The 25,489-nt window shown below is 70.5% G+C and carries 25 protein-coding genes; 13 read left to right on the forward strand and 12 right to left on the reverse strand.

Going from position 1 to position 25,489, the window contains the following annotated elements; genetic code table 11:
* Window positions 1–22: 22 nt before the first annotated feature.
* The 3 genes from AB0B61_RS33200 to AB0B61_RS33210 all read left to right on the forward strand — a co-directional run bounded on the left by AB0B61_RS33200 (window position 23) and on the right by AB0B61_RS33210 (window position 2,516).
* Entirely contained in the window at window positions 23–964 is a 942-nt protein-coding gene (locus AB0B61_RS33200; protein WP_358440297.1) for a LacI family DNA-binding transcriptional regulator, read from the forward strand.
* A 93-nt stretch (window positions 965–1,057) separates the two neighbouring features.
* Window positions 1,058–1,516 carry a hypothetical protein gene (locus AB0B61_RS33205; RefSeq protein ID WP_358440300.1) on the forward strand — a complete coding sequence of 153 codons (459 nt, stop codon included), beginning with the start codon at window positions 1,058–1,060 and terminating at the stop codon, window positions 1,514–1,516.
* A 10-nt stretch (window positions 1,517–1,526) separates the two neighbouring features.
* Complete coding sequence (locus tag AB0B61_RS33210; protein ID WP_358440303.1) at window positions 1,527–2,516, forward strand: tetratricopeptide repeat protein; 990 nt, start codon at window positions 1,527–1,529, stop codon at window positions 2,514–2,516.
* Here the strand turns inward: AB0B61_RS33210 and AB0B61_RS33215 are convergent.
* Together AB0B61_RS33215 and AB0B61_RS33220 are read right to left on the reverse strand one after the other, a co-directional pair.
* On the reverse strand, window positions 2,464–3,150 hold the full coding sequence (locus AB0B61_RS33215) for an FCD domain-containing protein (protein ID WP_358440305.1): 687 nt from the start codon (window positions 3,148–3,150) through the stop codon (window positions 2,464–2,466). The genes AB0B61_RS33210 and AB0B61_RS33215 overlap by 53 nt on opposite strands.
* Before the next feature lie 143 nt (window positions 3,151–3,293).
* On the reverse strand, window positions 3,294–5,216 hold the full coding sequence (locus AB0B61_RS33220; protein WP_358440309.1) for a sialidase family protein: 1,923 nt from the start codon (window positions 5,214–5,216) through the stop codon (window positions 3,294–3,296).
* Between the two features lie 92 nt (window positions 5,217–5,308).
* On the opposite strand from AB0B61_RS33220, the gene AB0B61_RS33225 reads away from it, so the two are divergent.
* Window positions 5,309–5,581, forward strand: coding sequence for a substrate-binding domain-containing protein (locus AB0B61_RS33225; RefSeq protein ID WP_358440312.1), 273 nt, complete (start codon window positions 5,309–5,311; stop codon window positions 5,579–5,581).
* 13 nt (window positions 5,582–5,594) lie between these two features.
* Here the strand turns inward: AB0B61_RS33225 and AB0B61_RS33230 are convergent, their stop codons facing one another.
* From AB0B61_RS33230 to AB0B61_RS33240, 3 genes are all read right to left on the reverse strand, one after another.
* Window positions 5,595–6,029: a VOC family protein gene (locus AB0B61_RS33230; protein WP_358440314.1), complete on the reverse strand. Its 435-nt coding sequence runs from the start codon at window positions 6,027–6,029 to the stop codon at window positions 5,595–5,597.
* Window positions 6,030–6,061: 32 nt separating this feature from the next.
* Window positions 6,062–6,751, reverse strand: coding sequence for a type 1 glutamine amidotransferase domain-containing protein (locus AB0B61_RS33235; protein WP_358440317.1), 690 nt, complete (start codon window positions 6,749–6,751; stop codon window positions 6,062–6,064).
* A 131-nt stretch (window positions 6,752–6,882) separates the two neighbouring features.
* A complete protein-coding gene (locus AB0B61_RS33240; RefSeq protein ID WP_358440319.1) occupies window positions 6,883–10,113 on the reverse strand; it encodes a BTAD domain-containing putative transcriptional regulator in 3,231 nt (1,076 codons plus the stop codon).
* A 216-nt stretch (window positions 10,114–10,329) separates the two neighbouring features.
* On the opposite strand from AB0B61_RS33240, the gene AB0B61_RS33245 reads away from it, so the two are divergent.
* Window positions 10,330–10,770 (forward strand): hypothetical protein, encoded by a 441-nt coding sequence (locus tag AB0B61_RS33245; protein ID WP_358440321.1) that lies wholly within the window; start codon window positions 10,330–10,332, stop codon window positions 10,768–10,770.
* On the opposite strand, the gene AB0B61_RS33250 is transcribed toward AB0B61_RS33245, so the two are convergent.
* Together AB0B61_RS33250 and AB0B61_RS33255 are read right to left on the reverse strand one after the other, a co-directional pair.
* A complete protein-coding gene (locus tag AB0B61_RS33250; protein WP_358440323.1) occupies window positions 10,710–11,669 on the reverse strand; it encodes an AraC family transcriptional regulator in 960 nt (319 codons plus the stop codon). The two genes, AB0B61_RS33245 and AB0B61_RS33250, sit on opposite strands and share 61 nt — an antisense overlap.
* Window positions 11,670–11,748: 79 nt before the next feature.
* Complete coding sequence (locus AB0B61_RS33255; RefSeq protein ID WP_358440325.1) at window positions 11,749–11,934, reverse strand: Rieske 2Fe-2S domain-containing protein; 186 nt, start codon at window positions 11,932–11,934, stop codon at window positions 11,749–11,751.
* Window positions 11,935–12,323: 389 nt separating this feature from the next.
* Here AB0B61_RS33255 and AB0B61_RS33260 point away from each other — a divergent pair, with 389 nt between their 5' ends.
* Window positions 12,324–13,313, forward strand: a complete 990-nt coding sequence (locus AB0B61_RS33260) for an NAD-dependent epimerase/dehydratase family protein (RefSeq protein ID WP_358440518.1) — start codon at window positions 12,324–12,326, stop codon at window positions 13,311–13,313.
* 79 nt (window positions 13,314–13,392) lie between these two features.
* The gene (locus tag AB0B61_RS33265) at window positions 13,393–14,046 is read left to right on the forward strand and encodes a glycosyltransferase family 2 protein (RefSeq protein ID WP_358440327.1); all 654 of its coding nucleotides are present in this window, start codon (window positions 13,393–13,395) and stop codon (window positions 14,044–14,046) included.
* Here AB0B61_RS33265 and AB0B61_RS33270 read toward each other — a convergent pair.
* Window positions 13,950–15,362 (reverse strand): glycosyltransferase 87 family protein, encoded by a 1,413-nt coding sequence (locus AB0B61_RS33270; RefSeq protein ID WP_358440330.1) that lies wholly within the window; start codon window positions 15,360–15,362, stop codon window positions 13,950–13,952. The genes AB0B61_RS33265 and AB0B61_RS33270 overlap by 97 nt on opposite strands.
* A gap of 129 nt (window positions 15,363–15,491) precedes the next feature.
* On the opposite strand from AB0B61_RS33270, the gene AB0B61_RS33275 reads away from it, so the two are divergent.
* Both AB0B61_RS33275 and AB0B61_RS33280 read left to right on the forward strand, forming a co-directional pair.
* Entirely contained in the window at window positions 15,492–16,214 is a 723-nt protein-coding gene (locus AB0B61_RS33275; RefSeq protein WP_358440332.1) for a TIGR04282 family arsenosugar biosynthesis glycosyltransferase, read from the forward strand.
* The gene (locus tag AB0B61_RS33280; protein WP_358440335.1) at window positions 16,211–16,840 is read left to right on the forward strand and encodes a methyltransferase domain-containing protein; all 630 of its coding nucleotides are present in this window, start codon (window positions 16,211–16,213) and stop codon (window positions 16,838–16,840) included. Before AB0B61_RS33275 ends, AB0B61_RS33280 begins: the two co-directional genes overlap by 4 nt.
* Window positions 16,841–16,906: 66 nt before the next feature.
* Here AB0B61_RS33280 and AB0B61_RS33285 read toward each other — a convergent pair whose 3' ends face one another.
* A complete protein-coding gene (locus AB0B61_RS33285; protein ID WP_358440337.1) occupies window positions 16,907–17,887 on the reverse strand; it encodes a YafY family protein in 981 nt (326 codons plus the stop codon).
* 94 nt (window positions 17,888–17,981) lie between these two features.
* Between AB0B61_RS33285 and AB0B61_RS33290 the strand changes: the two genes are divergently transcribed.
* Complete coding sequence (locus tag AB0B61_RS33290) at window positions 17,982–18,389, forward strand: VOC family protein (RefSeq protein ID WP_358440340.1); 408 nt, start codon at window positions 17,982–17,984, stop codon at window positions 18,387–18,389.
* Here AB0B61_RS33290 and AB0B61_RS33295 read toward each other — a convergent pair.
* Window positions 18,377–20,692, reverse strand: a complete 2,316-nt coding sequence (locus AB0B61_RS33295; protein ID WP_358440342.1) for a M20/M25/M40 family metallo-hydrolase — start codon at window positions 20,690–20,692, stop codon at window positions 18,377–18,379. The genes AB0B61_RS33290 and AB0B61_RS33295 overlap by 13 nt on opposite strands.
* 95 nt (window positions 20,693–20,787) lie before the next feature.
* Here AB0B61_RS33295 and AB0B61_RS33300 point away from each other — a divergent pair, with 95 nt between their 5' ends.
* Window positions 20,788–21,357, forward strand: coding sequence for a helix-turn-helix domain-containing protein (locus AB0B61_RS33300; protein ID WP_358440345.1), 570 nt, complete (start codon window positions 20,788–20,790; stop codon window positions 21,355–21,357).
* 17 nt (window positions 21,358–21,374) lie between these two features.
* Here the strand turns inward: AB0B61_RS33300 and AB0B61_RS33305 are convergent, their stop codons facing one another.
* Together AB0B61_RS33305 and AB0B61_RS33310 are read right to left on the reverse strand one after the other, a co-directional pair.
* Window positions 21,375–22,418 carry a LacI family DNA-binding transcriptional regulator gene (locus AB0B61_RS33305; protein WP_358440347.1) on the reverse strand — a complete coding sequence of 348 codons (1,044 nt, stop codon included), beginning with the start codon at window positions 22,416–22,418 and terminating at the stop codon, window positions 21,375–21,377.
* Window positions 22,418–23,404, reverse strand: a complete 987-nt coding sequence (locus AB0B61_RS33310) for a hydroxyacid dehydrogenase (RefSeq protein WP_358440350.1) — start codon at window positions 23,402–23,404, stop codon at window positions 22,418–22,420. Before AB0B61_RS33310 ends, AB0B61_RS33305 begins: the two co-directional genes overlap by 1 nt.
* A 298-nt stretch (window positions 23,405–23,702) precedes the next feature.
* Here AB0B61_RS33310 and AB0B61_RS33315 point away from each other — a divergent pair, with 298 nt between their 5' ends.
* Window positions 23,703–24,611, forward strand: a complete 909-nt coding sequence (locus tag AB0B61_RS33315) for an ABC transporter permease subunit (RefSeq protein ID WP_358440353.1) — start codon at window positions 23,703–23,705, stop codon at window positions 24,609–24,611.
* Window positions 24,608–25,471, forward strand: a complete 864-nt coding sequence (locus tag AB0B61_RS33320) for a carbohydrate ABC transporter permease (RefSeq protein WP_358440355.1) — start codon at window positions 24,608–24,610, stop codon at window positions 25,469–25,471. The genes AB0B61_RS33315 and AB0B61_RS33320 overlap by 4 nt, the downstream gene beginning before the upstream one ends.
* Window positions 25,472–25,489 lie beyond the last annotated feature (18 nt).

A 25,489-nucleotide genomic window follows, 5' to 3' on the forward strand; every position in this document is an offset into this window, starting at 1 on the left:
TGTTACGCATCAAGGAGGATGAGTGCCGACACTCGCGGACGTCGCCGCGCTGGCCGGGGTTTCGAAGGCCACGGCCTCCCGGGCACTGGGCCGGCCGGACCAGGCCGCTCCGGAAACGGTGGCCCGCGTCCGCGCTGCCGCCGAGCAGCTCGGCTTCGTCCCCAACCGGGCGGCCACCCAGCTGGCCCGCGGGCGGACCGGGGTGGTCGCCGTCGTGGTGCCCACGCTCGACAATACCTTCTTCACTCCGATCATCGGCGGGGCCCAGGCGCGCGCGGCCGACTCGGGCATGCAGCTGACCATCTCCGTGCACTCTCTGGAGCACGAAGCCCAGATCGCCGCGATCGAGCAGCTCGCGCACCAGGTCGACGGCTTCCTGCTCACCGCGCCCCGAGGTTCGGACGAGATCGTCCGCGCCGCCGCGTCGTTCAAGCCGACCGTGCTCATCGACCGCGAGATCGAGGGCATGACCTCGGCGGTCGCCGACACGGCCAGCGCCTTCGGCGCGCTCGTCTCCTGGTTCGTCGAGAAGGGTCACGAGCGCATCGTCTACATCGGCGGCCCGGCGGGCTCCTGGCAGGATCGCCAGCGCCAGGCCGCCGTCCGCGCCGCGACCGAGTCGAGCGGCGCGACGCTGACCATGCTCGGCCCCTACCCCTCCACGTTCGCCGCCGGAGTGGGGACGGCGGAGGCCGTGGTGGCCGCCCGCGCCACCGCCGTGGTCCCCTACGCGACCTCGATCGGCCTCGGCCTCATGTTCGCCCTGCTCAACCGGGGAATCCGCGATGTCGTGGTCAGCTCGGAGCGCATGATCGTCGAAAGCCTCGGCCTGGACGACGTCCCCGCGATCGACGTGGACGGCGAAAGGCTTGGTGAGGTGGCCATGGACCAGCTCATGACCCTCCTCGGCGAGCGCAAGGAGCCCCCACCCACCAGACGCCGCCTGACCGTCCCGATCAGCTAGGGCGTTGCCCGATATCCAGTCCGCTGCAATCCGATTGCATGGCCGGTCCAAAATACTCCTGAGCGTCAGTGGCGACAGAGGGGGATACGGCGGATGCGGTTCGCGGTGCTGGGGCCGGTGCGCCTCTGGCGAGGAGACGTCGAGCTGAACGCCGGTCCTCCGCAGCAACGGGCCCTGTTCGCCCTCCTGCTGGCGTACGCGGGACGGCCCGTGAGCCTGGAGGAGATGGTCGACGTCCTCTGGGCGCAGGACCCGCCGGTCAGCTGCGTGCCGCCGAACCGGGTCCCGGTCGCGATGGACGCGCGGGTCGGGTTGTACCGGAGCCTGCTGGCCGAGCGCCGGGTCCTGATCCTGCTGGACAACGCCCGCGACGCCGACCAGGTACGCCCGCTGCTGCCCGGCAGTCCCGGCTGCCTGGTGCTCATCACCAGCAGGGACCGGCTGCCGGGCCTGGTGGCGACAGAGGGGGCGTTTCCGATGACACTGGACCTGTTCCCGGTCGAGGACGCCCGGGGCGCTGGACGCCTTCGCGGACGGCGATCCGGCCATTGACGTGCGGGCGGTGTTCTCGTGGTCGTACCGATCGCTCAGCGCGGCGGCGGCCCGCCTGTTCCGGCTGCTGGCGCTGCATCCTGGGCCCGACATCAGCGCCGGGGCGGCCGCCGCTCTCGCGGGTGAGCCCGTACGGCGTCCGCTGAACGAGCTGACCAGAGCCAGTCTCCTCACCGAGCACACTCCTGGCCGCTACGTCGCGCACGATCTGTTGCGCGCGTACGCCACCGAGCTCCTGGAGGACTCCGAGGACGATCGGGACGCGGCCGTACGACGGCTGCTCGACCACTACACACGGCAGGCGCATGGGGCCTGCAGGAAGTTCGCCCCGTTCTGGAAACGGCCGGAGCTGGCCTGGCCCGTGCCGGAGTTCGATGACGACCGGCAGGCGCTGGCCTGGTTCACGGCTGAGTACTCCGTCCTGATGCCGGTGGTGGAGCTGGCGGCCCAGGGCGGGCACGACACGCACAGCTGGCAACTGGCCTGGGCGCTGGAACGCTTCCTCGACCAGCAGGGCCACTGGCGCGACTGCGCCACCGTCCAGCGCCACGGGCTCGCCGCCGCCCAGCGGCTGGGACACAGAACCGCGCGGGCGCACCTCCATCGGGCGCTGGCCCGCGCCTCCGCGCGACTGGGTGACTACGACGTGGCCTGGCAGGACATCCGGCAATCGCTGCGGCTGTACGAGGACCTGGGCGACCTGGGCGGGCTGGCCACCGCCCACCGCAGCCACGCATGGCTGCTCGACCACGTCGGACGGTACGAGGAGTCGATCGTCCAGGCCGAACGGGCGCTCGAGCTGTACGCGGCCACCGGGAACCCGGCCGGCGAGGCCAGCATGCTGCACGCGCTCGCCTGGACCCACATCAGGCTGGACCAGGACTGCCGGGCCGCCTCCTACCTCCAGGAGGCGCTGCGGCCCCTGACCGGCCCCCTCTGGCCTGCGGTCAGGCCGGCGCGGGTGCCGGCCGGGCCTCCGCCCGCGCGATGCGCGCCTTGACGTCGTGGAAGTGCAGCCGCATCGCCTCCCGTGCGGCCTCGGCGTCCCGAGCGCGAAGCGCCGCCACGATCCGGCGATGGTTGACGGCGATCTCGTCGGTCCGCTCCTCCGGCGGGCCCAGCGTCGGCTCGACCTCGTGGTAGACGTCCCAGAACAGGCCGATCAGCTGCAGCACCAGCTCGTTGCCGCACGAGTCGTACAGCAGCGCGTGGAAGGCCCGATCGGCTTCCCGGTCCCGATCCATGCCATTGGCCAGGGCCTCCAACGCGGCGAGCCGGGGGGCGCTGGTGCTCTGGGCCACCTGGCCGATCAGCCCGGTCTCGAGCAGCTCGCGGACCTCGACCAGATCGTGCAGCGCGCGGATCCCGCCCGGCCCCGAACGCACCCGGAAGGCGAACGTGGGAGTCAGCGCGTCGAGCGACGCGTGCCCGACGAACGTCCCATGTCCGTGCCGGATCTCGATGATGCCCAGCGCCTGCAGGGCCCGCACGGCCTCGCGGACGCTGTTGCGGCTCGTCCCGAGCAGCTCCATCAATTGCGGTTCGGTCGGCATAGGTGACCCGGGGGCCAGTCCCCGCTGGTGGATCAGTGCGACGATGCGCTCCTGAAGCGACGCGCCGTCACTGGTACGCATGCCACCCCCGGGCTCGTCGAAGACCTTGCGTCAAACATCCCACGTCCGTCCGGGACGGCTAGCCCGGAACGGCAAAGTTTACGCCGACGTCACAGATGACCCACCGGACGGACATGGCATGTTCGCACGCTAGTCCAGGACGCTTAGCCGACCTGGTCGAACGGCAGCCGCAGCCCCAGCTGCCCGCCGATCGGGAGGTTCCACCCTCGGATCAGGTTCAGTTCGGGGTCGGTGAGGGCGCGCCGGTAGACGCGTACCTCGTCCAACGTCCCACGGAAGCGGTCCACCCCGTCCAGCCGCTGTCCGACGTGGATCCCCTCAAGACCGAACTCCTTGCCGAGGGTCACCGAACCGGCCGGCGCCGCCGCCGACGAGACCTGGACGCCGTCCACCAGGAGCCGGAGCTCGCCGCGTACCCGCTGGAGCGCCACGAAGTGCCACTGCCCGTCGTTGTACGCGCTCGGCGACTGCACGGTCACGTTGAACCGGTCGACGGACAGGACCGCCCGGATGCGGTTGCCGGCCGGTTCGGCCCGCAGCCACAGCGCCGGCGGGTTGGTGCCCCTGTTCACCCGGTGGAACCAGAGGATCGTGTGCGCGCCGGTCTGCTCCGAATACCGGATCCAGGAGGTCAGCGTGAAGTCCTTCGCGCCGAGGTCGATGGAGCCGTTGAACGGCACCTCCACCCGGTCGTCCACCCGGTCCAGGGCCAGCCCGCCGCCGAACCGCCCGTCGGTGGTCTGCGCGCCACCGCGCACATAGGCCTGGTTGCGGTACGGCGACGTGTCCGGCGTCGTCGGGCCGGGCGCCGGGGGGCCGGGGATGCCGGGCGGGGTGCCGTTCGGGGTCTCCAGGTACGCCTCGTTGAACCGCGCGTACCGGATCTGCTCGTACGGCGTGATGCTGCCCGCCTCGTACATCAGGGCCGCCTCGTCGCCGTCCAGACGCACCATGTCCGAGTACGCCGACGGTCCCCAGTAAAAGACCTTGCCCTCATCCCATGTCTCGAAGCGGTTCCCCTCATCGTAGGATGACCGGATCCCCATCGCCTCCCGGGCGCCCGGATGCATCGGTGCGGAGAACAGGAGGCGCTTGTCGCTGAACCGCGTCAGCGACCCCTGGATGTCGGTCGTCGCCAGCGCCGGCATGGTGCGGAACGGCGCGTCCCACGTCTCGCCGCCGTCGCTGCTGGTCGCGTACGCCCGGTTGCCCTTGTCGGTGCCGCGCTCGCGGGCCGAGGCGTAGATCCGCCCGTCGGTCAGCTCGACGACGGTGACCTCTTGCGCGATCATCGTGCCGTCGTCGCGGGACGTCTCGGCGCCGATGTGCCACGTCACCCCGCTGTCGTCGCTGTAGAGCAGGTGCGTGCCGTAGACGTGCTTGCCGACCCGGTCCCAGCTTTCGAAACTCGCCCCGACGATCAGCCGGCCGGCGTGCGGGCCGAGCTTGAGCTGGATGCCGTGCATCGGGCCGGTGGCGTACCAGAAGTTCCACTCCGGACGCTTGCCCTCGGTCATCTCCCTGGCGGCTGACCAGGTCGCCCCGTGGTCGTCGCTGAACTGCACCCAGGGGTCGCGGTCACAGCCGTTCGGGCACGGCTCCCCGCCGTTGTGGGTGCTCACCAGCACGATCCGCCCGGTGCGCTCGTCGACGATCGGCACCGGGTTGCCGTGGGTCGTGCCGTTGCCCTCCGAGATCACCTGCAACGGTCCCCAGGTCCGGCCGCCGTCGGCGGAACGGCGCACCACGAGGTCGATGTCCTCGTCGTCGCCGCAGTCCTTCACCCGCCCTTCGGCGAACGCCAGGACCATGCCGTTGGTGGCCCGCACCACGGCGGGGATCCGGAAGCAGCCGTATCCGAAGTCGCCCTGTTTGTAGAGCACCTGCTCGTCCACGAACGGTGCGGCGTCGGAGGTCGTGCCGGCCTCGGGGGTTTCCGCCGGCGCCGCGGTCGCCGGCGCGCCGAACGCGCTGACGAGCAAGCCGGCGAACACCGCTACGGCGCCCGCCCGGCGGCGCCAGGAGCGGCGTCCGGTACGGCCCTCTGGGGGGTGACCATCGTGCATGCCCTCGCCCTTCTGACAGGAGAAGATTACGAGGGGACATCCTACGTCCAACGTCTGATGTTAAAAAGTGGTGAACGTAGAATGTTGTCCAGATGGCGAAGGAGATCGTCACGTGGCCGGCCGGATCGCCGCGCCGCAGGTCCAACCGCGGCGACATCATGGAACTGGTCTTCGACGATCTGCCCGTCGCCGCCCTGGTCGACCCTCCGCTGACCACCGTTCACCAGCCACTCACCGAGATGGCCGCGGCCGCCACCGAGATGGCCCCCGCCTTGGGACGCGGAGAGGGGACGCCGCGGCCCGGCCTCGAACCGGCCACCACCCTCACGATCCGGCGATGCACCGCTCCACCGGCAGGCGACTGACCGGGCCCCAGCGTCAGACGCCGACGGCCATGACCTCGAGTTGAATGTTGTCGATGTCCCGGAAGACGACCACCGAGTAGACGAAGGGCTCCTTCACGCTCTGGATGCCGGAGTGCGCGACGCCCAGCCGGTCGAGCCAGTCCGACCAGGCGAGGAGCCCTTCGCGGCCGTCCACTTTGAGGGAGATGTGGTCGAGGCCGGTCCGGACCTCGTCGAACTCCTCGCCCTGGTTGCCCGTGTTGTGGTGCAGGCCGATGGCCAGGCCGGTCCGGGGCTCGATGACGAGCTCCGCGTATCCGGTCCACTCGCGGCCGTAGTGCGGCAGCTTGCCGTTCACGAGTTCGGCCTGGAAGACCTTCTGGTACCACGCCACGCTGGCCTCGAGATCCCTGACGGTGAAGGCGAAATGGGCCAGGCCGGCGAAGGAGGGTGCGGTGGCGTCGCTCATGTGCGGCTCCTCATCCATGAGGTGAAAGGGGGCTAGGCCGTGATCTTGCCGGTCAGTGCGATCAGTTCGAGTGCGGCGGGTCCGGAGGAGGCGGGGTTCTGTCCGGTGATGAGCAGTCCGTCGGTCACCACGTACGGCTCGAAGTCGCCGGTCTTGGAGAAGTCGGCGCCCTTGGCGATGAGCTCGTCTTCGACCAGGAAGGGCACGACTTTGGTCAGGCCCATGGCCTCTTCCTCGCTGTCGGTGAAGCCGGTGAGTCTGCGGCCCGCCACCAGCGCGGTGCCGTCCGGCTTCTTGGCGTGACGCAGCGCGCCCGGCGCGTGGCACACCATCGAGAGAGGCTTGCCCGTGGCGACGATCCGTTCGATCAGATTGATCGACGCCTCGTCCTCGGCCAGGTCCCATAACGGGCCATGCCCACCCGGGTAGAAGACCGTGTCGAAGTCGTCGGCCGACACCGACTCCAGCCGCACCGTCTTGTCCAGCTGAGCCTCGGCGGCGGCGTCGGCCTCGAACCGGCGGGTCTGGTCGGTCTTGAACTGTTCCTCGTTGCTCTTCGGGTCCAAGGGCGCCCGGCCGCCCTTGGGTGAGGCCAGCGTGATCTCCCACCCGACGTCCTTGAAGTGGTAGTACGGCGCGGCAAGCTCCTCCAGCCAGAACCCGGTCTTGCGCCCGGTGTCACCCAGCTGGTCATGCGAGGTCAGCACCATCAAAACCTTCACGGTTCCCGCTCCTCGTGTCGTTCGTCGCCTATGTCCGAAACATACGAGGTACGTGCTTGACAGCTACTGGACGGCAAGTGGAAACCCTTGTTGATGAGCTGTGAAGACGCACTGGACGCAGGACGGCGCGATCAGTGGCCGGCCGGCCCCTCGCCGAGCTCCGCCAGGAACTCTTCGGCGCGGCGGGCGAACAGGTGGGCCGCACGTTCGGCGGACAACGCCCGGGCCTTCTCGGCGGCGGCCCGGACGACCGCGACGGGCTCGCCGAGAGCCCGCAGCAGCCGCGCTCGCAGCAGCAGGATCAGCCCTTCCGAGTAGCGCTGACCGTAGGCGTCGAGGTAATAGTCGGCCCGGTCCAGGGCCGCGGCGGCCTCCGCCGGCATCCCGGCCGCGAGCCGCATTTCGCCGAGCAGCCCGTACCAGGTGGCGACGCACGAGAGCGGCGGGTCGATGAGGTGCGCGACGATGATCCGCTCGGCCTCCGCCGCGGCGCCGGCCGGGTCCTCGCCGGTCATGGCCAGCGCCCAGCACCGGGCGAGCCGCTGGTAGGTGCCGAGGAAGACGAAGGAGAACTCGGGGTCCGCGGCGATCCCCCGCTCCGCCGCGCGGAACGCCCTGGCCGGGTCGCCAATGATCACTGCCATCCGCACGGCGATGGCGGACCAGATCGTGACCGCGTAAAGGGCGTCGCCCGCCTCGGTCTCCAGCGTGTCGAGCAGTGCCCGCCCTGTTCGGACGTCACCGTGGAGCGCGGTTATCTCCGCGAGCATTCCGGCCATGAGCAGTTGCAGGTCGTGCCGGACCGGGTTCTCCTCGTGCCGGGCGAGGCCCTGGAGCATGATCTGGTTGGACTTGTTCAGGAAGTGGAACGCCTCCCCGATGTTGCCCACGTCCCACTGGTGGAGGCCCCAGGCTTCCAGGCCGTAGGCGTACACGATCGGGTCGCTGGAGGCCTTGCCGTGGTCGAGCAACTGGCGCGCCAGCGTCCCGCTGCGGTCGAGCTGGATGCCCTGAGCGTGCACGACCCAGCGGGAGAAGAGGAAGTCGGTGGCCTCCAGTTCCCGGCCGAGGTCACGGGCCAGGTGCTCGGCGCGTTCCAGCAGTTCGAGCGCCGCTGCCCCGTACATCGAACGCATCCCGACGACCGCGGTGAGCTGCGACAGCGCGGACAACTCCAGTTCGGCCAGGCCCGCCGTCCGCGCGACCTGCGCGGCCATCCGCAGCTGCCGCTCGGCGGCCTCGAACGCGGACTTGGCCGCCGCGCGGCGGCCCGCGCGCACCAGGGCCGCCGCGGTCCGGGCCGGGTCCGCCAGCGGGCCGGCCGCCCACAGGTGATAGGCGAGGCGCTCGGCGGCGGACTCGCCCTCGGAGTCGATGCCCTCCAGCGCGTCCGCGACGCTCAGGTGCAGCCGGGGCGTGCGCCGCCGCGGCGTGGTCCCGGCGACCGACTCGCGGACCAGGTCGTGCGCGAAACGCAACGAGTACGGGTCATCGAGGGCCGGCCCGAGCAGGCCGAGCGCCTCCAGCGGTTCGAGGCGGTCCAGGCAGGTCGGGACGTCGAGGCCGGCGGTACGGGTGAGCAGGCGGAGGTCGACGTCCCGGCCGATGAGCGCGGCGACCTGGAGCAGGCCCCGGGCGCCGTCGTCGAGACCGGCCATCCGGTCGCGCACGACGTCACGCACGGTGGACGGGACCCCTGCCCGGGCCACGGCGTCCGCGGTCAGCACGCCGCCGTCGGCGAGCAGCCGGGACAGTTCCCGGACGAAGAACGGGTTGCCGGCGGTACGGGCGTGGATGCCACTGGCGGCGTCCGGGCCGGGAACCTGGCCGATCTCGCCACGGACGATCTCGGCCACCTCGGCCAGGTTGAGCGGGCCGAGGTGGACGCGGCGCTGGCCGGACACCCGGCTCGCCGCGGCGAGCATCCGCGACAGCTCCGTGCCGGGCATGGGCGCGCGGTCGCGGAGCGCCCCGATGATCACGGCGCCACCCGGCAGCCGGGCCGCCAGATGACTGAACAGATGCAGCGAGGCGACGTCGGCCCACTGCAGGTCGTCGATGACGAGCAGCACCGGCCGCAGCGCCGAGAGCTCGCCGATGGCGGCCACGACCCGTTCGAACAGGCGGAACTGGGCGCCGCCTTCCGACAACGTCGGCGCGGCGATGCCGTGCTCGCGCGGGTCGACGAGCCGGCCGAGCGCGCCGGCGAGCCACTTGGCCCGCGCCGCGGTGGGTAACGCCTCCAGGACCGTGCCGACCACCTGCACCCACGGCCACATCGACGGCGTCCCGTCGCCCTCCAGGCAGCGGCCCCAGACGACCAGCGCGCCGCGCCGCTCCGCTTCGTCGGCGATCTCCTCCAGCAGGCGGGTCTTGCCCACCCCCGGCTCGCCGTCCACGACGACGAGCCCCCTGCCGCCGGCCAGCGCCGCCTCCGCCGCCTGCCGCAGTACCGCGAGTTCCTCGGCCCGGCCGACCAGGCCACCGGCAGGCTGCGTCCCGGATGCCGCCGCCTGTCCCGTTGTCGGCGGCTGCCCATCGGCCATCTGTACCATCGCCGGCGTCGAGGTCTCGCTCAGCACCCGCCAGTGCGCGGCCCGCAGCGCCGGGCCGGGATCGATGCCGAGTTCCTCGACCAGACGGGTGCGTACCGTCCGGAACACCGCCAGCGCCTGCGCCTGCTGCCCGGCGGCGCCCAGGGCGGAGACGAGGCTCGCCTGCACGGGCTCGTGCAATGGTGCCATCGAGGCGGCCAGCTGCAAGTGCGGCAGCACTCGCTCCGGCCGGCCCAGCGACATCGCGAGTTCGGCCGCCGCCGCGCACGCGGTGAAGAACTCGTCATCCAGCCCCGCGAAGATCGACATCGCGGCCGGTCCGTAGGCCAGCCCCTCGCCCGCGGAGCCCCGCCAGAGCTCCAAGGCCGCCACGTAAGAGTCGAGCGCCGCCTCGCGCCGCTGCTCCGCGAGGGCCGCTCCGGCGGCCTGGACCCGCTGCCGGAAGACGGCCAGGTCCAGCATGCCGGTCCCGGCGACGAACAGATAGCCGCTACCCTGGCGCCGCAGGTATGAGCCGGTCCCGCGGATCGGGAGCGCGGGCTCGAGTAATCGCCGCAGCGCGCCGACATACTTGTGGATGACGTTGACGGCGCTGGCGGGATCGCCGCCGTCCCAGATCAGCTCTATCAGGTTGCCCGTGCTGATCAGCCGCCCCTCACGGGCCAGGAGCAGCGCGAGCAGGTAGGCCTGCTGCCGGGGGCCGGCGTCCAGCTCGACACCGTCCCGCCAGAGTCGCAGCGGACCGAGAATCTGCAGACGTACGCCGGAGGCCGGGCCGGCCTCGCCACCCCCCGGACGAACTGGCACAGCCACGCCTGCCAACCCCCTGGATTGATATGACGGATCGCCGACTGTGCGGGCCACGGCCGCACGTACCCACCCTGCGCGGGATGAGTTTACGACGCTAAACCCTTATAGGAAATCCGGGACTCCAGGCGGTGATCTCCAGCGGTCGGCAGGCCCCCAAGAGGCGGGGGGCCGGGGTTCGCGCCTGTCGCTTCCCCATCGGAGTCAAGGAATGTCATGTCCCTGTCAACCCATCCCGAGCCGGCGCTGGCCGAACTCGCCGAGGCCGAGATGATGTACCAGCTCGAATCGGCAGCGCCGGCGGCGGCGCGGGACGCCCAGGGCGTCGAGTGCGTCCGGCTCGCCGGCGGCGTCGTGCCGGCCATGCGCGATGACCCGACCGGCTACTGGAGCAAGGCGCTGGGGTTCGGCTTCGACGAGCCCGTCACCGAGAAGCTGATCGGCGAGATCTGCGAGTTCTACCGGTCGAGGTCCGTCCCGGCGGCCGTGCGACATGACGCGAGCGGGCCTCGTCCCGATGTACGAACCCGACAACTGGACCTGGCGGCGCGACTCCGAGCCGAAGACCGCGACGTGATGCCGCGCCCGGACAGGAGCTACTCAACGTCTGAGCGCATCCTGCGCAGCTCGGCCGCTACGTTGTGCGCGTCGACGTAGGCCGCCGGTGTATCGCCGAAGCGGTTGCGGAACTCCTTGATGAAGTGCGAAACGCTCGCGTAGCCCACGTGGCGGGACACTTCGGAGACCGTCATCCGGCGGTCGACCAGCAGTTCGCGCGCCCGGTCGAGCCGGTAGTCCTTGAGGAACTGATACGGCGTGCGGCCGGTGGCCTCGCGGAACAAGGCCGAGAACGCGGACGGGCTCAAGGCCACCTGTTTGGCCAGGTCATTGACCGTCAACGGCTCCGCGTAGTGCGCCCGGGCGAACGTGAGCGCGGCGGCGATCGGGTTGCGCGAGGCTTGCCTGGCCGCCAGGTGCAGCATCCGCGAGAACTGCTCCCGGCGTAACACGCGGTAGACCATCTCCTCCACGCACATCGGCGCCAGCACCCGTCGATCGGCGCCGCTGTCGAGCGAGCGCAGGAACCGCAGGACCGCCGCCATGAGCTCCGGATCGAGCGGAGAGACGACGCACGGGTCGGCCTCGCCCTGCTCAGAAACCGCGCCGAACGCGCTCGACCGGCGGCCGAGCATGTCGGTGGAGACCTTGCGCACCAGCGCCGGGTCGATCTCCAGCACAAAGGACAGGAACGGTTCGCGGGGGCTGGCCTGCAGGATCTCGGCCTGGAAGTGCAGGGTGCCGCCGAGCACAAGGTAATGGAACGGGTCGTAGACGTAGCGTCTGCCATCCACGATCACTGCCTTGCTGCCCTGCGAAACGATCCCGAGCGACAGCGACTGAATCTCCTCCCAGGCCGGAGCCACCGGCTCGGTGAAGCGGTAAAGGGTCAGACCGGGCCAGCCGCCGTCGTTGCCGCCGATCTCGGGTGTGCGCGCGTCCAGCACCGAGATGAGGTCCGCCGAGCTCTCGCGGTGCTCGATCTCCGAGGTCGTCATGGTGAACCTTCCTGCGGCCACGAACCGGTCCAGTGCCCTGAGGGACCGGTCGGTGATGGAACGCGGTGGTCTGTCGCCGTCAGACGAGCGAGATGGTGTCGCCGTCGACCTTGATCTGTACCTCCGGCAGCGGCTTGGTGGCCGGACCGCCCATGACGGTGCCGGCGAAGGAGAACATGCCGTCGTGGCACGGGCAGGTGATCATGCCGGAGGAGACGCTGCCCACGGTGTATCCCTGGTGGGTGCAGGTGGCGAGGACGGTCATGTACCCGCGCCTCCCGCGCCCATGATGACGGCACGGCGAGAGGCGTCCGCTGGGGGGTGCTCTTCCCGCTGGTCATCCACCACGACGCCCCGTGCCTGGCAGCCCTGGCCAGACTTCGTACACATACGTTCGCCTTTCAGTCGGTTTCGGCGGGTACCGGGGAATCTCGGATAGTCATGTCGGGCCCTCGGTCGAGGACGTCGCTCAGACGGCGGTGCCTGCGCGGAGCCCGCGAGGAGCTTGCCGGAGTCCCGGCGGGGATGACCAGGTAAATATCCACATACCTTCCCTTTCGGCTTTCTCTTCGAGGTCCTTACAGGTTGCGAACGTCGGTCCTCGCCTCCTTCGGCCGACCGGTTCCGATGATTACTGTCGGCAAGGTGAAGGTGATGGTCACCGGTTCGGCCGGTTTCATTGGAAGTCATGTGGTCGAGTCGTTCGAGGCGGCCGGGCATGACGTGTCGGGACTCGATCTGCGCGACAACGGCGCTGATCTTCGCGACCGGGACACCCTGGATCGGCGGCTGCCCGGGGTGGATCTGGTCGTGCATCAGGCGGCGATGGTCGGGCTCGGCGTGGACGTGGCCGACCTGCCGGACTACGCCTCGGTCAACGTGTACGGCACCGCCGTGCTGCTGGCCGCGATGGCCAGGCATCACGTCGGACGGCTGGTGCTGGCCTCCTCGATGGTGGTCTACGGCGAGGGCGCCTACGACTGCGCCGAACACGGCCGGGTCCGGCCCGGCCCGCGCGCGGCGGCGGACCTGGATCGCGGGCGGTTCGACCCGTCCTGCCCTGTCTGCGGCGAGGTGGTGCGCTCGGCCGTGATCGGGGAGGACGCGCCGATGGACCCGCGCAACGCCTACGCCACGACCAAGCTGGCCCAGGAACACCTGGCCGCGAACTGGGCGAGAGAGACCGACGGGAGCGCGGTGGCGCTGAGATACCACAACGTGTACGGGCCGCGGATGCCGCGCGACACTCCCTACGCGGGTGTCGCCGCCATCTTCAGGTCGGCGCTGGAAGCCGGACGGGCGCCCCGTGTGTTCGAGGACGGCCGTCAGATGCGTGACTTCGTGCACGTGCGCGACGTGGCGCGGGCGAACCTGGCGGCCGCCGAGGCCGAGCCGGTCGCGGGCGGCCTGGTCGCGTACAACATCGCCAGCGGCGTCCCGCACTCCGTCGGGCAGATGGCCGCCGCCCTGGCGGCGGAGCGCGGTGGGCCCGAGCCCGTCGTCACCGGCGAATACCGGCTGGGCGACGTCCGGCACATCGTCGCCGCGCCCGGCCGTGCCCGCGCCGAACTCGGCTTCGCGGCCGAGATCGGCTTCGAGGCCGGCATGAAGGAGTTCGCCACCGCCGCCCTGGGGACACCATGACCCGCTCTGAAGACGCCATGACGGCGAGCGCCGTGACAGCGAGTGCCGTGACAATGCCCACCAGAAGGATGGAGCCCTAGTGACCATCGACGTGGTGCTGCCCTGTCTGAACGAGGAAGCCGCCCTCGCCTGGGTGCTCGAGCGGATGCCTCCCGGCTACCGCCCGATCGTGGCCGACAACGGTTCCACCGACTCCTCGGCGAAGATCGCCGCGGAGCTGGGCGCACTGGTGGTGAGTGAGCCGCGGCGCGGGTTCGGGGCGGCCTGCCATGCGGGGCTGCTGGCCGCCACGTCCGAGTTGGTGTGCTTCATGGACGCCGACGCCTCCCTCGACCCGCGGCAGCTGCCCGAGGTCGTCGCTCCGATCCTGGGCGGGGAGAGCGATCTGGTGCTCGGCCGGCGGGTGCGCCGGCCTGGCGCGTCGTGGCCGATGCACGCCAGGCTGGGCAACGCGGTGCTGGCCGCGAAGCTGCGCCGCCGTACCGGTGCGGCCCTGCACGACCTGGGGCCGATGCGGGCCTGCCGCCGGGCCGAACTCCTCGCGCTCGGACTGCGGGACCGCAGGTTCGGCTACCCGCTGGAGATGGTGTTGCGGGCGGCGGGCGCCGGGTGGCGCATCGCCGAGGTCGACATCGACTACCTGGCCCGTCGCGGGCGGTCCAAGGTCACGGGGACCGTTCGCGGGACCGTTCGGGCGATCTCCGATATGCGAGCCGTCCTGCGAGAGGGATGACGGCGGCGTCGTACGGCCCAGCCCGCGACAACCCCCACCGTGGCCAGGGCATAGGCCAGGGTGGACGGGCCGGACAGGTAGGCGACCGCGCCGGCCAGCGCCACGCCCAGCCACTCCCATCGTCCGTCCATGGCGGCCAGCGCGACGACCAGGAGCGCGTACCAGGAGTAGGCCGGGGTGAGCAGGAGCAGGAGCGATCCGCTGACCAGCAGCGCCCCCGCCCACGGGCGGTCCGGGTCACCATGGCGTAGCACCTGCCAGATCACCAGCCCCAGGACGGCGACGGCGGCGTACGGCGCCCAAAAATCCGGCATGACCAGCCGCAACACCCCGTACCGTTCTCTCGCCGACGGCGCCTCGTAGCCTTCCTCCTGGAGGTAGCCGAACAGGTAGCCCAGCACGGAAGCCCGCGAGGCCAGCACGTACGGCAGATAGGTCAGCACGACGACGGCCCCGGCGGGCAGCACGACGGCCAGGACACGCCGCCAGGCGACCCCGTCGCGCAACACCCCGGACAGCGCGCCGGGAAGCGCGGCGGCCGGCAGCAGCTTGGTCGCGATCCCGGCGCCGAGCAGCGCTCCTCTGCCCCAGACCACTCCGCCCCGGACCACTCCGCCCCCGCCTACTCCGCCCCGGACCACGCAGAAGGCGAGCACCACCAGCAGCACGCCCAGCATGTCGACGTGCGCGTCGTTGACCGCCTCCGCGGGCACGGCCGGGCACCACGCCCAGCACGCCGCCTGTCTGACGCCGGTCCATCGCAGCAGCGCCAGCAGCACCGCGATCGCCATCAGCGCGCCACCCACCTGGTACGGCTTGTGCCGTGCCCCCTCCGGCGCCAACCAGTGCACCAGCCGGAAATAGCCCTCGGCCAGCGGCGGGTAGATGGTGTGCACGAGCGGCCTGTTCATGCGCGTGCAGGCTCCCCCCGCCACGGGGGCGAGGCCGGGTGCCGCGCAGTCATCGGGGAAGAGCCAGTCATCACGCAGCGGGCCGAGCACCGGATCGGCCGGCGCGTAGTCGTACGGCGAGTGCCCGGCTGCCTGTACCCGGCCATCCCACGCGTACCGGTAGGAGTCGCTGCTCGTACTGGGCGGCGCGACCAGGCCGGTGGCGGTCACCACGATCCCGCCCGCCACCACCAGCACGGTCAGCTCCCGCTTCGGCACCTTGCGCGCCCCCCAGAAGGCGGCCGCGAACAACCCCCAGGCCAGCAGGTACCAGCCGAGCAGGCCGGGCCCGCCCAACGCCATCCTGATCAGGACGAGCACCAGGGCGACAAGCGTCGCGCCGGCGAACACCGTGTGTCTGCTCACGGACCGAGCGTGTCACCCTCTGTCCGCTCGGGACCGCCGCGACGGCCACCCGTAACAACCCCGTAAGAGACGGCTGCCCGTAACAACCCTGTAAGAGTCGCCCCAGGTCACCGGCCCTACTGTCGGACCATGAAGATCACTTCAGGGGCGGCGCAGCTCGTGGTCATCGCCAAGGAACCAGTCGCGGGCCGCGTCAAGACCCGCCTGACGCCACCGTTCACGCCGGGCCAGGCGGCCCGCCTCGCCGAGGCGTCACTGGCGGACAGCCTGACCACCGTGGCACGGGCGCCCGCCACCCAACGTGTCCTGGCCCTGGACGGACTGCCCGGCAACTGGCTGCCCGACGGCTTCGTGGTCATCCCGCAGCGCGGGAACGGCTTGGACGAGCGCCTGGCCGCCGCCTTCACCGATGTCTACCGGCTGCGCCCCGAGCCGGTCGTGCTCATCGGCATGGACACACCGCAGGTCAGCCCCGCTCTGCTGGACGCGGCCACCAGCGCCCTGGTCGAGCACGACGCGGTCTACGGCCCGGCGGCCGACGGCGGCTTCTGGCTGCTCGGCCTGCGGCGGCCCGGCCCCCGTCTGCTCCTCGGGGTGCCCATGTCCCAGCCGTACACCGGCCGCGCCCAGCTCGACCGGCTCGCGGAAGCCGGCCTGAGCGTTCGGCACCTGCCCGAACTGACCGACATCGACACCGCGGCCGACGCCTTCCACGTCGCCGCCGAAGCCCCCGGCTCCCGCTTCGCGGCGACACTGGCCGAGGTGGCGCCGTCGGCTGAGGTGACACCATCGGCTCAGCTGACACCGCCCGCCAGGGTGGCGCTGCCGGCCGAGGCGGGCGCGCGCCGATGATAGGCGAGATCTACGCCGAGGCACTGTCCGGCGCCACCGTCGAGATCGAGCACGCCGACGGCACACGTCGGCCGCTGAACGTGGCCTGCTGGTTCGAGCCGATCGACGGGGACGAGGCGATGCTGAGCCGGTGCACGGGCCCCACACTCGACATCGGATCGGGTCCCGGCAGGCTGACCGTCGCGTTGAGCCATCGGGGCGTGCACGCTCTCGGCATCGACATCGCGCCGCGCGCCGTACACCTGACCCGGCGAGCGGGCGGCTACGCGCTGCTCCGGAGCGTCTTCGACGTGATCCCCCGGACGGGAAGCTGGCAGACCGCGTTGCTCGCCGACGGCAACATCGGCATCGGCGGACATCCACGTGTCCTGCTGCGCCGGGTGCGCGAGCTGGTACGGCCAGGCGGCGAGGTCGTCGCCGAGGTCGAACCCCCGGGCGTGACCAGCCGGGTCGACCGGGTCCGCCTGCGCCGTGCCGATGTCGCGGGCGACTGGTTCGCCTGGGCCGTGGTGTCGGCCGACGACATCGGCCGGCTCGCCGAATCCAGCGGCTTCGACCTCGCCGAGAGCTGGCAGGAGCAGGGCCGCTGGTTCGCGGCCCTGCACCCAGCACGCCCGACCAGCTGAACCGATCGGCACCTTCGGCGTTCGGGCGATCCACGCGGGGGTCGTGGCGGGCCACGGTGTGGGCTGTCAGGTTCGGCGGGCGTGGGACGCGAGCCGGTCGGCGAGCGCGACGACGAGGTCGCGTAGTTCGTCGGGACGCTCGATGACGAACGGCCGGTCGAGCGCGGCGAGCACCGCGGGCAACCAGTCGAGCCGTTCGGCCCGCAGCTCGACGCGCAGCCAGCGCTCGGCCGCCGGATCCTCGTCCGCGGTGGAGGAGATCTCCGCCACGCTCGCGGGAAGGCGGGCGCGGATCTGCTCGACCGTCCCGTGTATCCGCAAGGTCACCTCGTACCGGTAGGAGGCCGTGGCGAGCCCCGACAGGACACGCTGCGCCGGGTCCAGCCCGGCGGGTACCTCGAAGGAGCCGGGCAGGGTTCTGGCGTCCGTGACGCGGTCGAGGCGGAAGGTCCGGTTCTCGCCGATCGAGGGGTCCGCGCCGGTGACGTACCAGCGGCCCGAGTGGTTGACGATCCCGTACGGATGCAGCGTGCGGTCGCTGCGCCGGCCGTCCCGATCGGTGTACCTGATCGAGACGGGACGGCGGTGGCGCACCGCGTCGGCGACGGTGAGCAGGGTCCCGGCGTCCGGCGTGACCGGCTCGCCGGCCGGCTTGGTGAAGGCGAGGGATTCCAGGACCGTGTCGAGCCCGCGGGCGAGACGTTCGGGAAGCACCCGCCGGATCTTGGCCGCCGCCGTCTCGCTCGCGGTGTCGGTCGACGTCGCCAACCCCGTACGCCGACCGGCGATCAGGCCGAGCAGCACCGCCAGCGCCTCGTCGTCGTTGAGCATGAGCGGTGGCAGCCGGTAGCCGCGGCCGAGACGGTACCCGCCGTAGCGGCCACGCACCGCCTCGATGGGCATGCCGAGGTCGATGAGCTGGTCGATGTACCGCCGCACGGTGCGGCCGTCGACGTCGAGGCGGTCGGCGAGTTCGGCCATCGTCCGGGTGCCGCCCGACTGCAGCAGTTCCAGGAGGGTGAGTACGCGACCGGTTGGACGAGACATGTCTTCGAGCCTATGGCCGATAGTGGACCGATTCTGTCCAGTATTGCCCCTAATGTACGAAGCGCCAAGGCGCAACGACTTCAGGGGGAACACCATGGACTTCGTCTCGATCCGCATCATCACCGGGGATGTCGCCCGCCTCGTCGAGTTCTACGAGAAGGTCACCGGGGTGGCGGCGGTCTGGTCCACGGAGGACTTCGCCGAGCTGAAGACCTCCACCGCCACGCTGGCGATCGCCGGCACCCGTACGGTGCCGCTGTTCGCTCCCGGGTCCGCCCGCCCGGCCGACAACCACAGCGTGATCATCGAGTTGCTGGTCGACGACGTGGACCGCGTGCACCAGAACCTGACCGGGTTCGTCACCGACTTCGTCACCGAGCCCACCACGATGCCCTGGGGCAACCGGTCGCTGCTGTTCCGCGACCCCGACGGCAACCTCGTCAACTTCTTCACCCCGGTCACCGACGCCGCCGTCGCCAGGTTGGGTCGTCACACGGTGTAGGCCTTGGTGACGGAGATCCTGGTGTCGCCGAGGAACAGCCAGTCCGGTGGGGTGATGAAGCCCGGCAGCGCGGACATCTCACTGGGATTCCGGCTCACATCGGTGACCCGCAGCCGGATCTCGTCGCTGGCAGCTTTGATGGTCAACGACGCCTCGACACCCGCCGATCCCGGGGCGTGGAAGACGAAGCCCGCCGGATCGGGCGTCATGGAGCGGCCCTCGACGGTCAGCGAACGCACCGTCGCGCTGTCCCCGTACACCCGCAAGCCGACCGTGTCCGCTCCGCGCTCGGAGTGGATCCGGACGCGCAGGGTTCGCACGCCCTGCTGGGTCGTGTCCGCTAGCACCCGCAGCGAGGGCGCCGGCAGCGCGGCGGCCTTCGCCGGGCTGAGGAGCTTGGACCCGCCGCCCCACAGCTCCGCCATCGGCCGGCCGGTCGCGTCGGCGCCGCCATAACGACGGGCCCACTGGTCGGGCGCCTTCGAGGTCAGCCAGACGGCCTTGCCGGTGTCCGCGTCGAGGCCGTACGCCAGGCTGGTACGCCGTGGGTGCTCCTTGTCGACCGGCTCGACCAGCAGACCCGCCGCTACCAGGGCGATGGAGACGACCAGCGCGATCAGCGGGACCAGCGGGGCACGCCTGCGCGGCCAGACCACCTCGATCAGCGGCAGCAAGAGGCCGCCGAACAGGATCGTCAGCGGCATGGGGGCGTAGCCCGCGTACTGCAGGCCGGTCGGCAGGGTGTTCCACGCGCTGGGCAGCAGGATCAGCGCGCCCGGTAGGAGACCGGCGGCGAGCACGAGGACGCGCCACCTCGGCGGGCAGCGGAGTGCGGCCAGCCCGCCCAGCGCCGCCCCCAAGGCGGGCCAGGCGGCGAGGTGCGACGCTCCGGGTGACACGATGCCGAGTCCGAAACCGATCAGGGCCGCCCAGGTCAGCATGCCCAGCGCCAGTTCGGCGGAGCCGACGCGACGGCGCAGCAACGCGTACCAGGCGATGAGGATGGTGCCCGCGAGCATCAGCACGGCGAGCCACAACAGCTCCGGCCGATACGGCGTCGTGGTGGCGGTTCCGCTGAACTCGGGCCGGATCATCTTGAGCAGGTCCCAGAAGAAGACGCCGACGCCCACCCCGAGCCCGATCGGGATCAGGGCGAGCGCGGTGCCGAGGAGAGTGCGCCGCAAGGTGACCACGCCCCGGCGGCGGGCCAGGAAGATCAGTGCCGGCGCCGCCAGCAGGGCGACGGCGCCCAGCAGGGTGGCCACCCAGGTCGGATAGCGGACCAGCAGGCCGGGCGGGAGGTTGAAGTAGACCAGGTCGTTCCCGGTGGTCAGCCGGGCCAGGTCGGTGCCGCCGAACGCCCGCACGAGCGCCAGCGTGTTGTCGCCCATCTGCTGCAGTGCCGCGAGATCGACGTGCGCGGGGTCGTCGAGGACACTGTGGTACAGGGTTCCCGCGTTGGCGTAGGCGGAGTCCAGCACGGCCATCCCGCCGGGTTTGAAGGCGGTGAAGTCGGTGTCGTTGTTGAGCAGTTTCATGAGCTCGGCGTACACGGAGTCGGCCACGGGCATGGGCGCCGCCGATCCGAACATGGAGATCAGGCCGGAGTTCGACTCCGTGCTCCGGAACATCAGCACCGGCCCCTTGGCCCCGCGCGCCTCGTTGTTGAGCACCACGCTCCGCCCCCGTGCGAGCGGGTGGTCTTTGACGAACGCCTCCGAACCCAGGAGCCCGGCCTCCTCGGCGTCGGTGATGAGGAACACGACGTCGTTGCGCAACCGTGTACCGTCCGCGACCAGCGCCCTGGCCGTCTCGATCGCGCTCGCCGTACCGGCCCCGTCGTCGTTGGCGCCCGGCCCCTCGGGGACCGAGTCGTAGTGAGCGGTGACGAAGACGCGGCCCGTGGGAGCGGTCCCGGGTATCACGGTGACGATGTTGAAGACGCGCCCGGCGGTGATGGGGTCGCCCTGCTCGTCTATGGGTGAGACGCCGACCGCCTCCTGCACCTCGGGCCGCAGGCCCAGCCGCCGCAACTCGCCGACCAGGTAGTCGCGGACCCGGGTGTGCTCGGCCGTGCCGACGGGGTGCGGTTTGACGGCGAAGCGCTCGACCTGGGAGAAGGCCCGCTGCGCGCTGAACTCCCGGTCCGGGGCGGTGGCCGGGCTCACGGCGGTGGGGGTGGTGTCCCTGATCGCGCCGACGGCGATCAGCAGAAGCACGCCCAGGGCCAGAAGTCCGGCAACGAGTGAGCGCCGTCTCGATGCGTGCCGCCCGGCCTGCTCGTCCGCGGCCACTGATGTCATCCTCGGTCACTCCTTGTCGCCTGCGTCATAGCGACGGAGTATTGCAGAAGAAATGCTGCAGCGAAAATTCTGCAATATGGCTGTAGGCTCACACCGTGGCGAACAGACCGTCGATCCGGCAGCTCAGTGATCCAGGTGCGCACAAGGCGCTCGGCCATCCGCTGCGACAGCGCATCCTGCGGCATCTCGGCATCCACGGCCCGGCCACGTCCACCACGCTCGGCCGGGCACTCGGCGAGAACACCGGGACGCTCAGCTATCACCTGCGCCAGCTTGAGCGCAACGGGTTCATCGAGGAGATCCCCGAGCGGTCGAACGGAAAGGAGCGCTGGTGGCGGCAGATCAGCGCCGACCTGAGGTGGCCCCCGCCGGGTGAGATGGACGAGGAGTCACAGAAGCTCCTCGACGAGATCACCGAGTTCAAGGTCGAGCAGGAGCTGGAACTCGCCCGGCGCTTCTTCCGAGACCACCAGCGGTACGGGGATTGGGCGAAGGCGTCCCGGGGGCTCACTCACCTGACCCGGGAAGAGCTCGACGAGTTCTTCGAGGCGTACATGGAACTGCTGTCCAGATTCGGCCGCGCGCAGGAGGACGCGCCGCCGGGGGCGCGGCCGGTGTTCCTGAGGTTCTTCACCATGCCCGCCTCCGAGGACCCGCCGTCCTGACGACGGGTCTCGTGCGGTCAGCGCGGGGTGGCGGGGCCGACCGAGCCTCGGACCACGATGTGGGTGCCCAGGACGACGTGCTGGGATTGCCGGCGGTCGAGCGCGAGCCTGACCGCGGTCCTGCCCAGCTCCTCGGTGGGGATGCGTACGGTGGTGAGGCCGGGGGAGAGGTCGGCGGCGAACGGGATGTCGTCGTAGCCGGCCAGCGACACGTCTTCGGGCACGCGTAGTCCGGCCTCGCGCAGTGCGGCCAGCACGCCGATGGCGACCATGTCGGTGGCGGCGAAGACGGCGGTGAACGGGGCGCCGAGGGTGATCAGCCGGCGGGCGGCGGTGTGTCCGTCGGCGCGGCCGAAGCCCGCCGGGACGATCAGGTCCGGGTCGTAGGCCACCCCGAACGACTCGTGGGCCCGGACGAACCCGCGCACCCGGTCGAGCTTGGTCGTGCTCGCCTGGCCGGGGTGGTCGGCGCCGATCAGGGCGATCTGCCGGTGTCCCTGGGAGAGCAGGTGGCTGGTCATGGCGAAGGCGCCGCCCTCGTTGTCGTACTCGACCACGGTGGTGGGCACGTCGTCGCCCAGCGGCGGCCGCCCGCACAGGACGAGCCGGGAGCCGGCCTTGTCCAGGGCGTGGGCGAAGTGGGACATGCGTTCGCGGTAGGCGTCGTCCAGCGCGCCGCCGCCGACCAGGATGACCGCGTCGGCGCGCTGCTCGCGCATGGCCTCGACCACGGCCAGCTCCCGGGCCGGGTCGCCGTTCGTGGCGCACACCATGCACAGGCGTCCCTCGGCGGTGGCCTGCTGCTCCACGCCCTTGGCGACGTAGGCGAAGGACGGGCCGGTGACGTCGTCCAGTACGAACGCCACCATCTTGGTGCTGGCCCCGGACAGGGCGCGGGCGTGCACGTTGAGCACGTAGTCCAGCTCTCGCATGGCCCGCAGCACCCGTGTCTTGGTGGACTGGGCGACCGGGTAGTCCCCCTTGATCACCCGGGACACCGTGGAGGGGGAGACTCCGGCCCGGGCGGCCACGTCGCGGACGGTGGCACGATCGGCATTCATCAAGCCACCCGGTCCAGGTCGTCAGCGGTCACCCGGTGCGCCAGAGGCTGCCCGGTGGTCAGGCGTTCCAGCTCGTCCAGGACCAAGGTCCCCATCCGGGCCACCTCGTTGCCGTGCGAGCCGGCGATGTGGGGAGTGAGAAAGGCGTTGGGCAGGTCGAACAGGGGCGAGCCGGGCGGCAGCGGCTCGGGCTCGGTGACGTCGAGGATCGCCGACAGCCGCCCGGACTTCAGCTCGGCGACCAGCGCGTCGGTGTCGACCAGCGATCCACGGGCGGTGTTGATCAGCACCGCGCCGTCCGGCATCAGCGCCAGCCGGGTGCGATCCAGCATGTGCCGGGTCTCCGGGGTGGCGGGCGCGTGCAGGCTGACGATGTCGCTGCGGCGCAGCAGCTCCTCGAGCGAGGCTCGCCGCACTCCGGGAACCCGGGTGTACGGGTCGTAGAGGCACAGGTCCAGATCGTACGGCGCCAGCAGCTCGATCACCCGGCGCCCGATTTGCGAGGCGCCTACGATGCCGACCCTACGGCCGTTGTTGCCGACCAGTGGCTCGATCTTGGCCAGGGTGAAGCCGCGTTCGCGCCGGTAGCGCTCGCCCAGAGCGAAGACCCCCTTGCCCGCCAACAAGATCGTGCCGACAGTGTACTCCGCCACCGGGACGGCGTTGGCCGCTGCCGCAGAGGAGACCAGCAGGCCGCGTTCCCAGCAAACGGGGGCGACCAGGCCCTTCACCGAACCGGCGGCGTGCAGCACGGCCCGCAGGCGTGGTGCGGCGGCCAGCACCGCCTCGTCGAGCGGCGGGCAGCCCCAGCCGGTGATGAGGATCTCGGTGTCGGCCAGGTCCAGCCGCGGATCGTCGAAGCGCTCGGCGACCAGTGTCACGTCGATGTCGGCCAGTGTGTCCAGCCGCCGCAGCAAGGGCGCGGGGAAGAGCAGTGCGAGGTGTTCCTCGCGCATGGCGAACAGCGCCTTCGGGCGTGGGGACACGGGCTGAGCCCTCCATTCGATAGATATCGGTTTCTACGCTAGAGGCACGGCCATCTCCGGTCAACGGATGACGTTGTGCCAGGATGTTGGCCCGTTTGTAACGTATCCGTAACGCGGCCTTGTAGGCAGGCGTCACTCAGTCGTAGCGTTCGCAGCTACCGGTTTCTATCGCACTTCGAGAGTCAGCTGCTGCCCCTCAGACGGGACTTAGGTGATGAGCACGCTAAAGACGAGACATGAGTCTCGGACGAGTCCGCCTTCCGGGCCGCCCGCACGCGAACGCCGTACACGTGGCAAGGTGACGGGCCGGACGAGTTGGTCGGTCGGGCTGCTCGCGCTGCCGGCGGTCGGCTTCTTCCTGGTCTTCAACTACCTGCCGATGGCCGGGCTAGTGGTGGCGTTCAAGGAGTTCGACGTCAACCTGGGGATCTTCGGCAGCCCGTGGAACGGGCTGGCGAACTTCGCCTACTTCCTGGAGTCCGGGGACGCGGCGCGGATCCTGTTCAACACGCTCTTCCTCAATGTGCTGTTCCTGGGTGCGACGCTCGCCGCCGGGATCCTCCTGGCGATCATGCTGAACGAGATCCGCGGCACCTTCTTCAAGCGGGCCTCCCAGTCCGTGGTCTTCTTCCCCTACTTCGTCTCCCCGGTCGTGATCAGCATCATCCTGCAGGTCCTGCTCGCCGGGGCCTCCGGCGGGGGAGGAGCGGTCAACGACGCCATGGCCGGCTTCGGACTGCCCACGGTGGACTGGTACACCGAGCCGGGACCGTGGCCGTGGATCCTCACCGTGGTGAAGGTCTGGCAGCTCGGCGGCTACCTCAGCGTCATCTTCCTGGCCGCGATCACTGGCATCCCGGAAGAGGTCTACGAGGCCGGGATGATCGACGGCGCCTCGCGGGCCCAGATGGCCTGGCGCATCACGTTGCCGCTGCTCAAGCCCACCGGCGCGGTGCTGCTGGTCTTGGGGGTCGGCCGGATCTTCTACGGCGACTTCGGCACCATCTACGCGATCATCGGCGACAACGGCACCCTGTTCGAGAACACCGACGTCATCGACACCTACGTCTTCCGCGCCCTGCGACAGCTCGGCGACTTCGGCACCACCGCCGCGATCGGCCTGTTCCAGTCGGTCGTCGGCTTCATCCTCGTGGTGATCGCGGTGCTGATCCAGCGCAAGTACTCCAAGGAGACCAGCATCCTATGAGCGGCAGAAAGCTGGAACCGTTCACCGTCTTCAGCATCATCGGCGTCGGCCTGGCCGTGCTGTGCTGTGCCATCCCCTTCTGGATGATCATCTCGGGATCGTTCACCAGCGAGTCCGAGCTGGCCACGACCGGATACAGCCTTTTCCCGGATTTCGATTTCACCGCCTACGAAATGATCTTCACGGGTCCCGCGGTGCTGGACGCCTACCTCGCCAGTGTCTTCATCACCGTGGTGGGCTCGGCGCTGTCCCTGGCGGTGACCTCGGGCCTGAGCTGGGTGATCGCCCGCCGGGTGCCCGGCATCAGCCGGCCGCTGACCGTCTTCTCCTACCTGCCGATGCTGTTCTCCGGCGGTCTCGTCCCCCTCTACCTGCTGGTGACGCAGTACCTGCACCTGCAGAACAGCTACTTCTCGGTCATCCTGCCGCTGCTGGTCATGCCCTTCCTGGTCTTCGTGCAGGTCAGCGCCTTCCGTCAGCTACCGGAGTCGATCTTCGAATCGGCCAAGATCGATGGCGCGGGCGAGCTGCGCATGTTCTTCACGATCGCGTTGCCGCTGTCCAAGCCGATCCTGGCCGTCGTGGGCCTGTTCTACGCCGTGCACTACTGGAACGACTGGTTCATGGCGCTGCTGTTCATCGACGACGTGCACAAGTTCCCGCTGCCGCTGGTGCTGCAGAACCTCATCTCCAACATCTCCTTCACGCAGATGCTGCCGCAGCTGGCCGAGACGGCCACCCCCGTCTACCAGCTCCGCCTGGCCCTGACCACCGTCGCCATCGGGCCGATCCTGCTCGCCTACCCCTTCGCCCAGCGCTACTTCGTCAAGGGCATCACCCTCGGCGCCACCAAAGGCTGATTCCCCCCACCTTCTGGA

The sequence above is a fragment of the Nonomuraea sp. NPDC049158 genome (genome assembly GCF_040648335.1).
Classification (GTDB): domain Bacteria; phylum Actinomycetota; class Actinomycetes; order Streptosporangiales; family Streptosporangiaceae; genus Nonomuraea.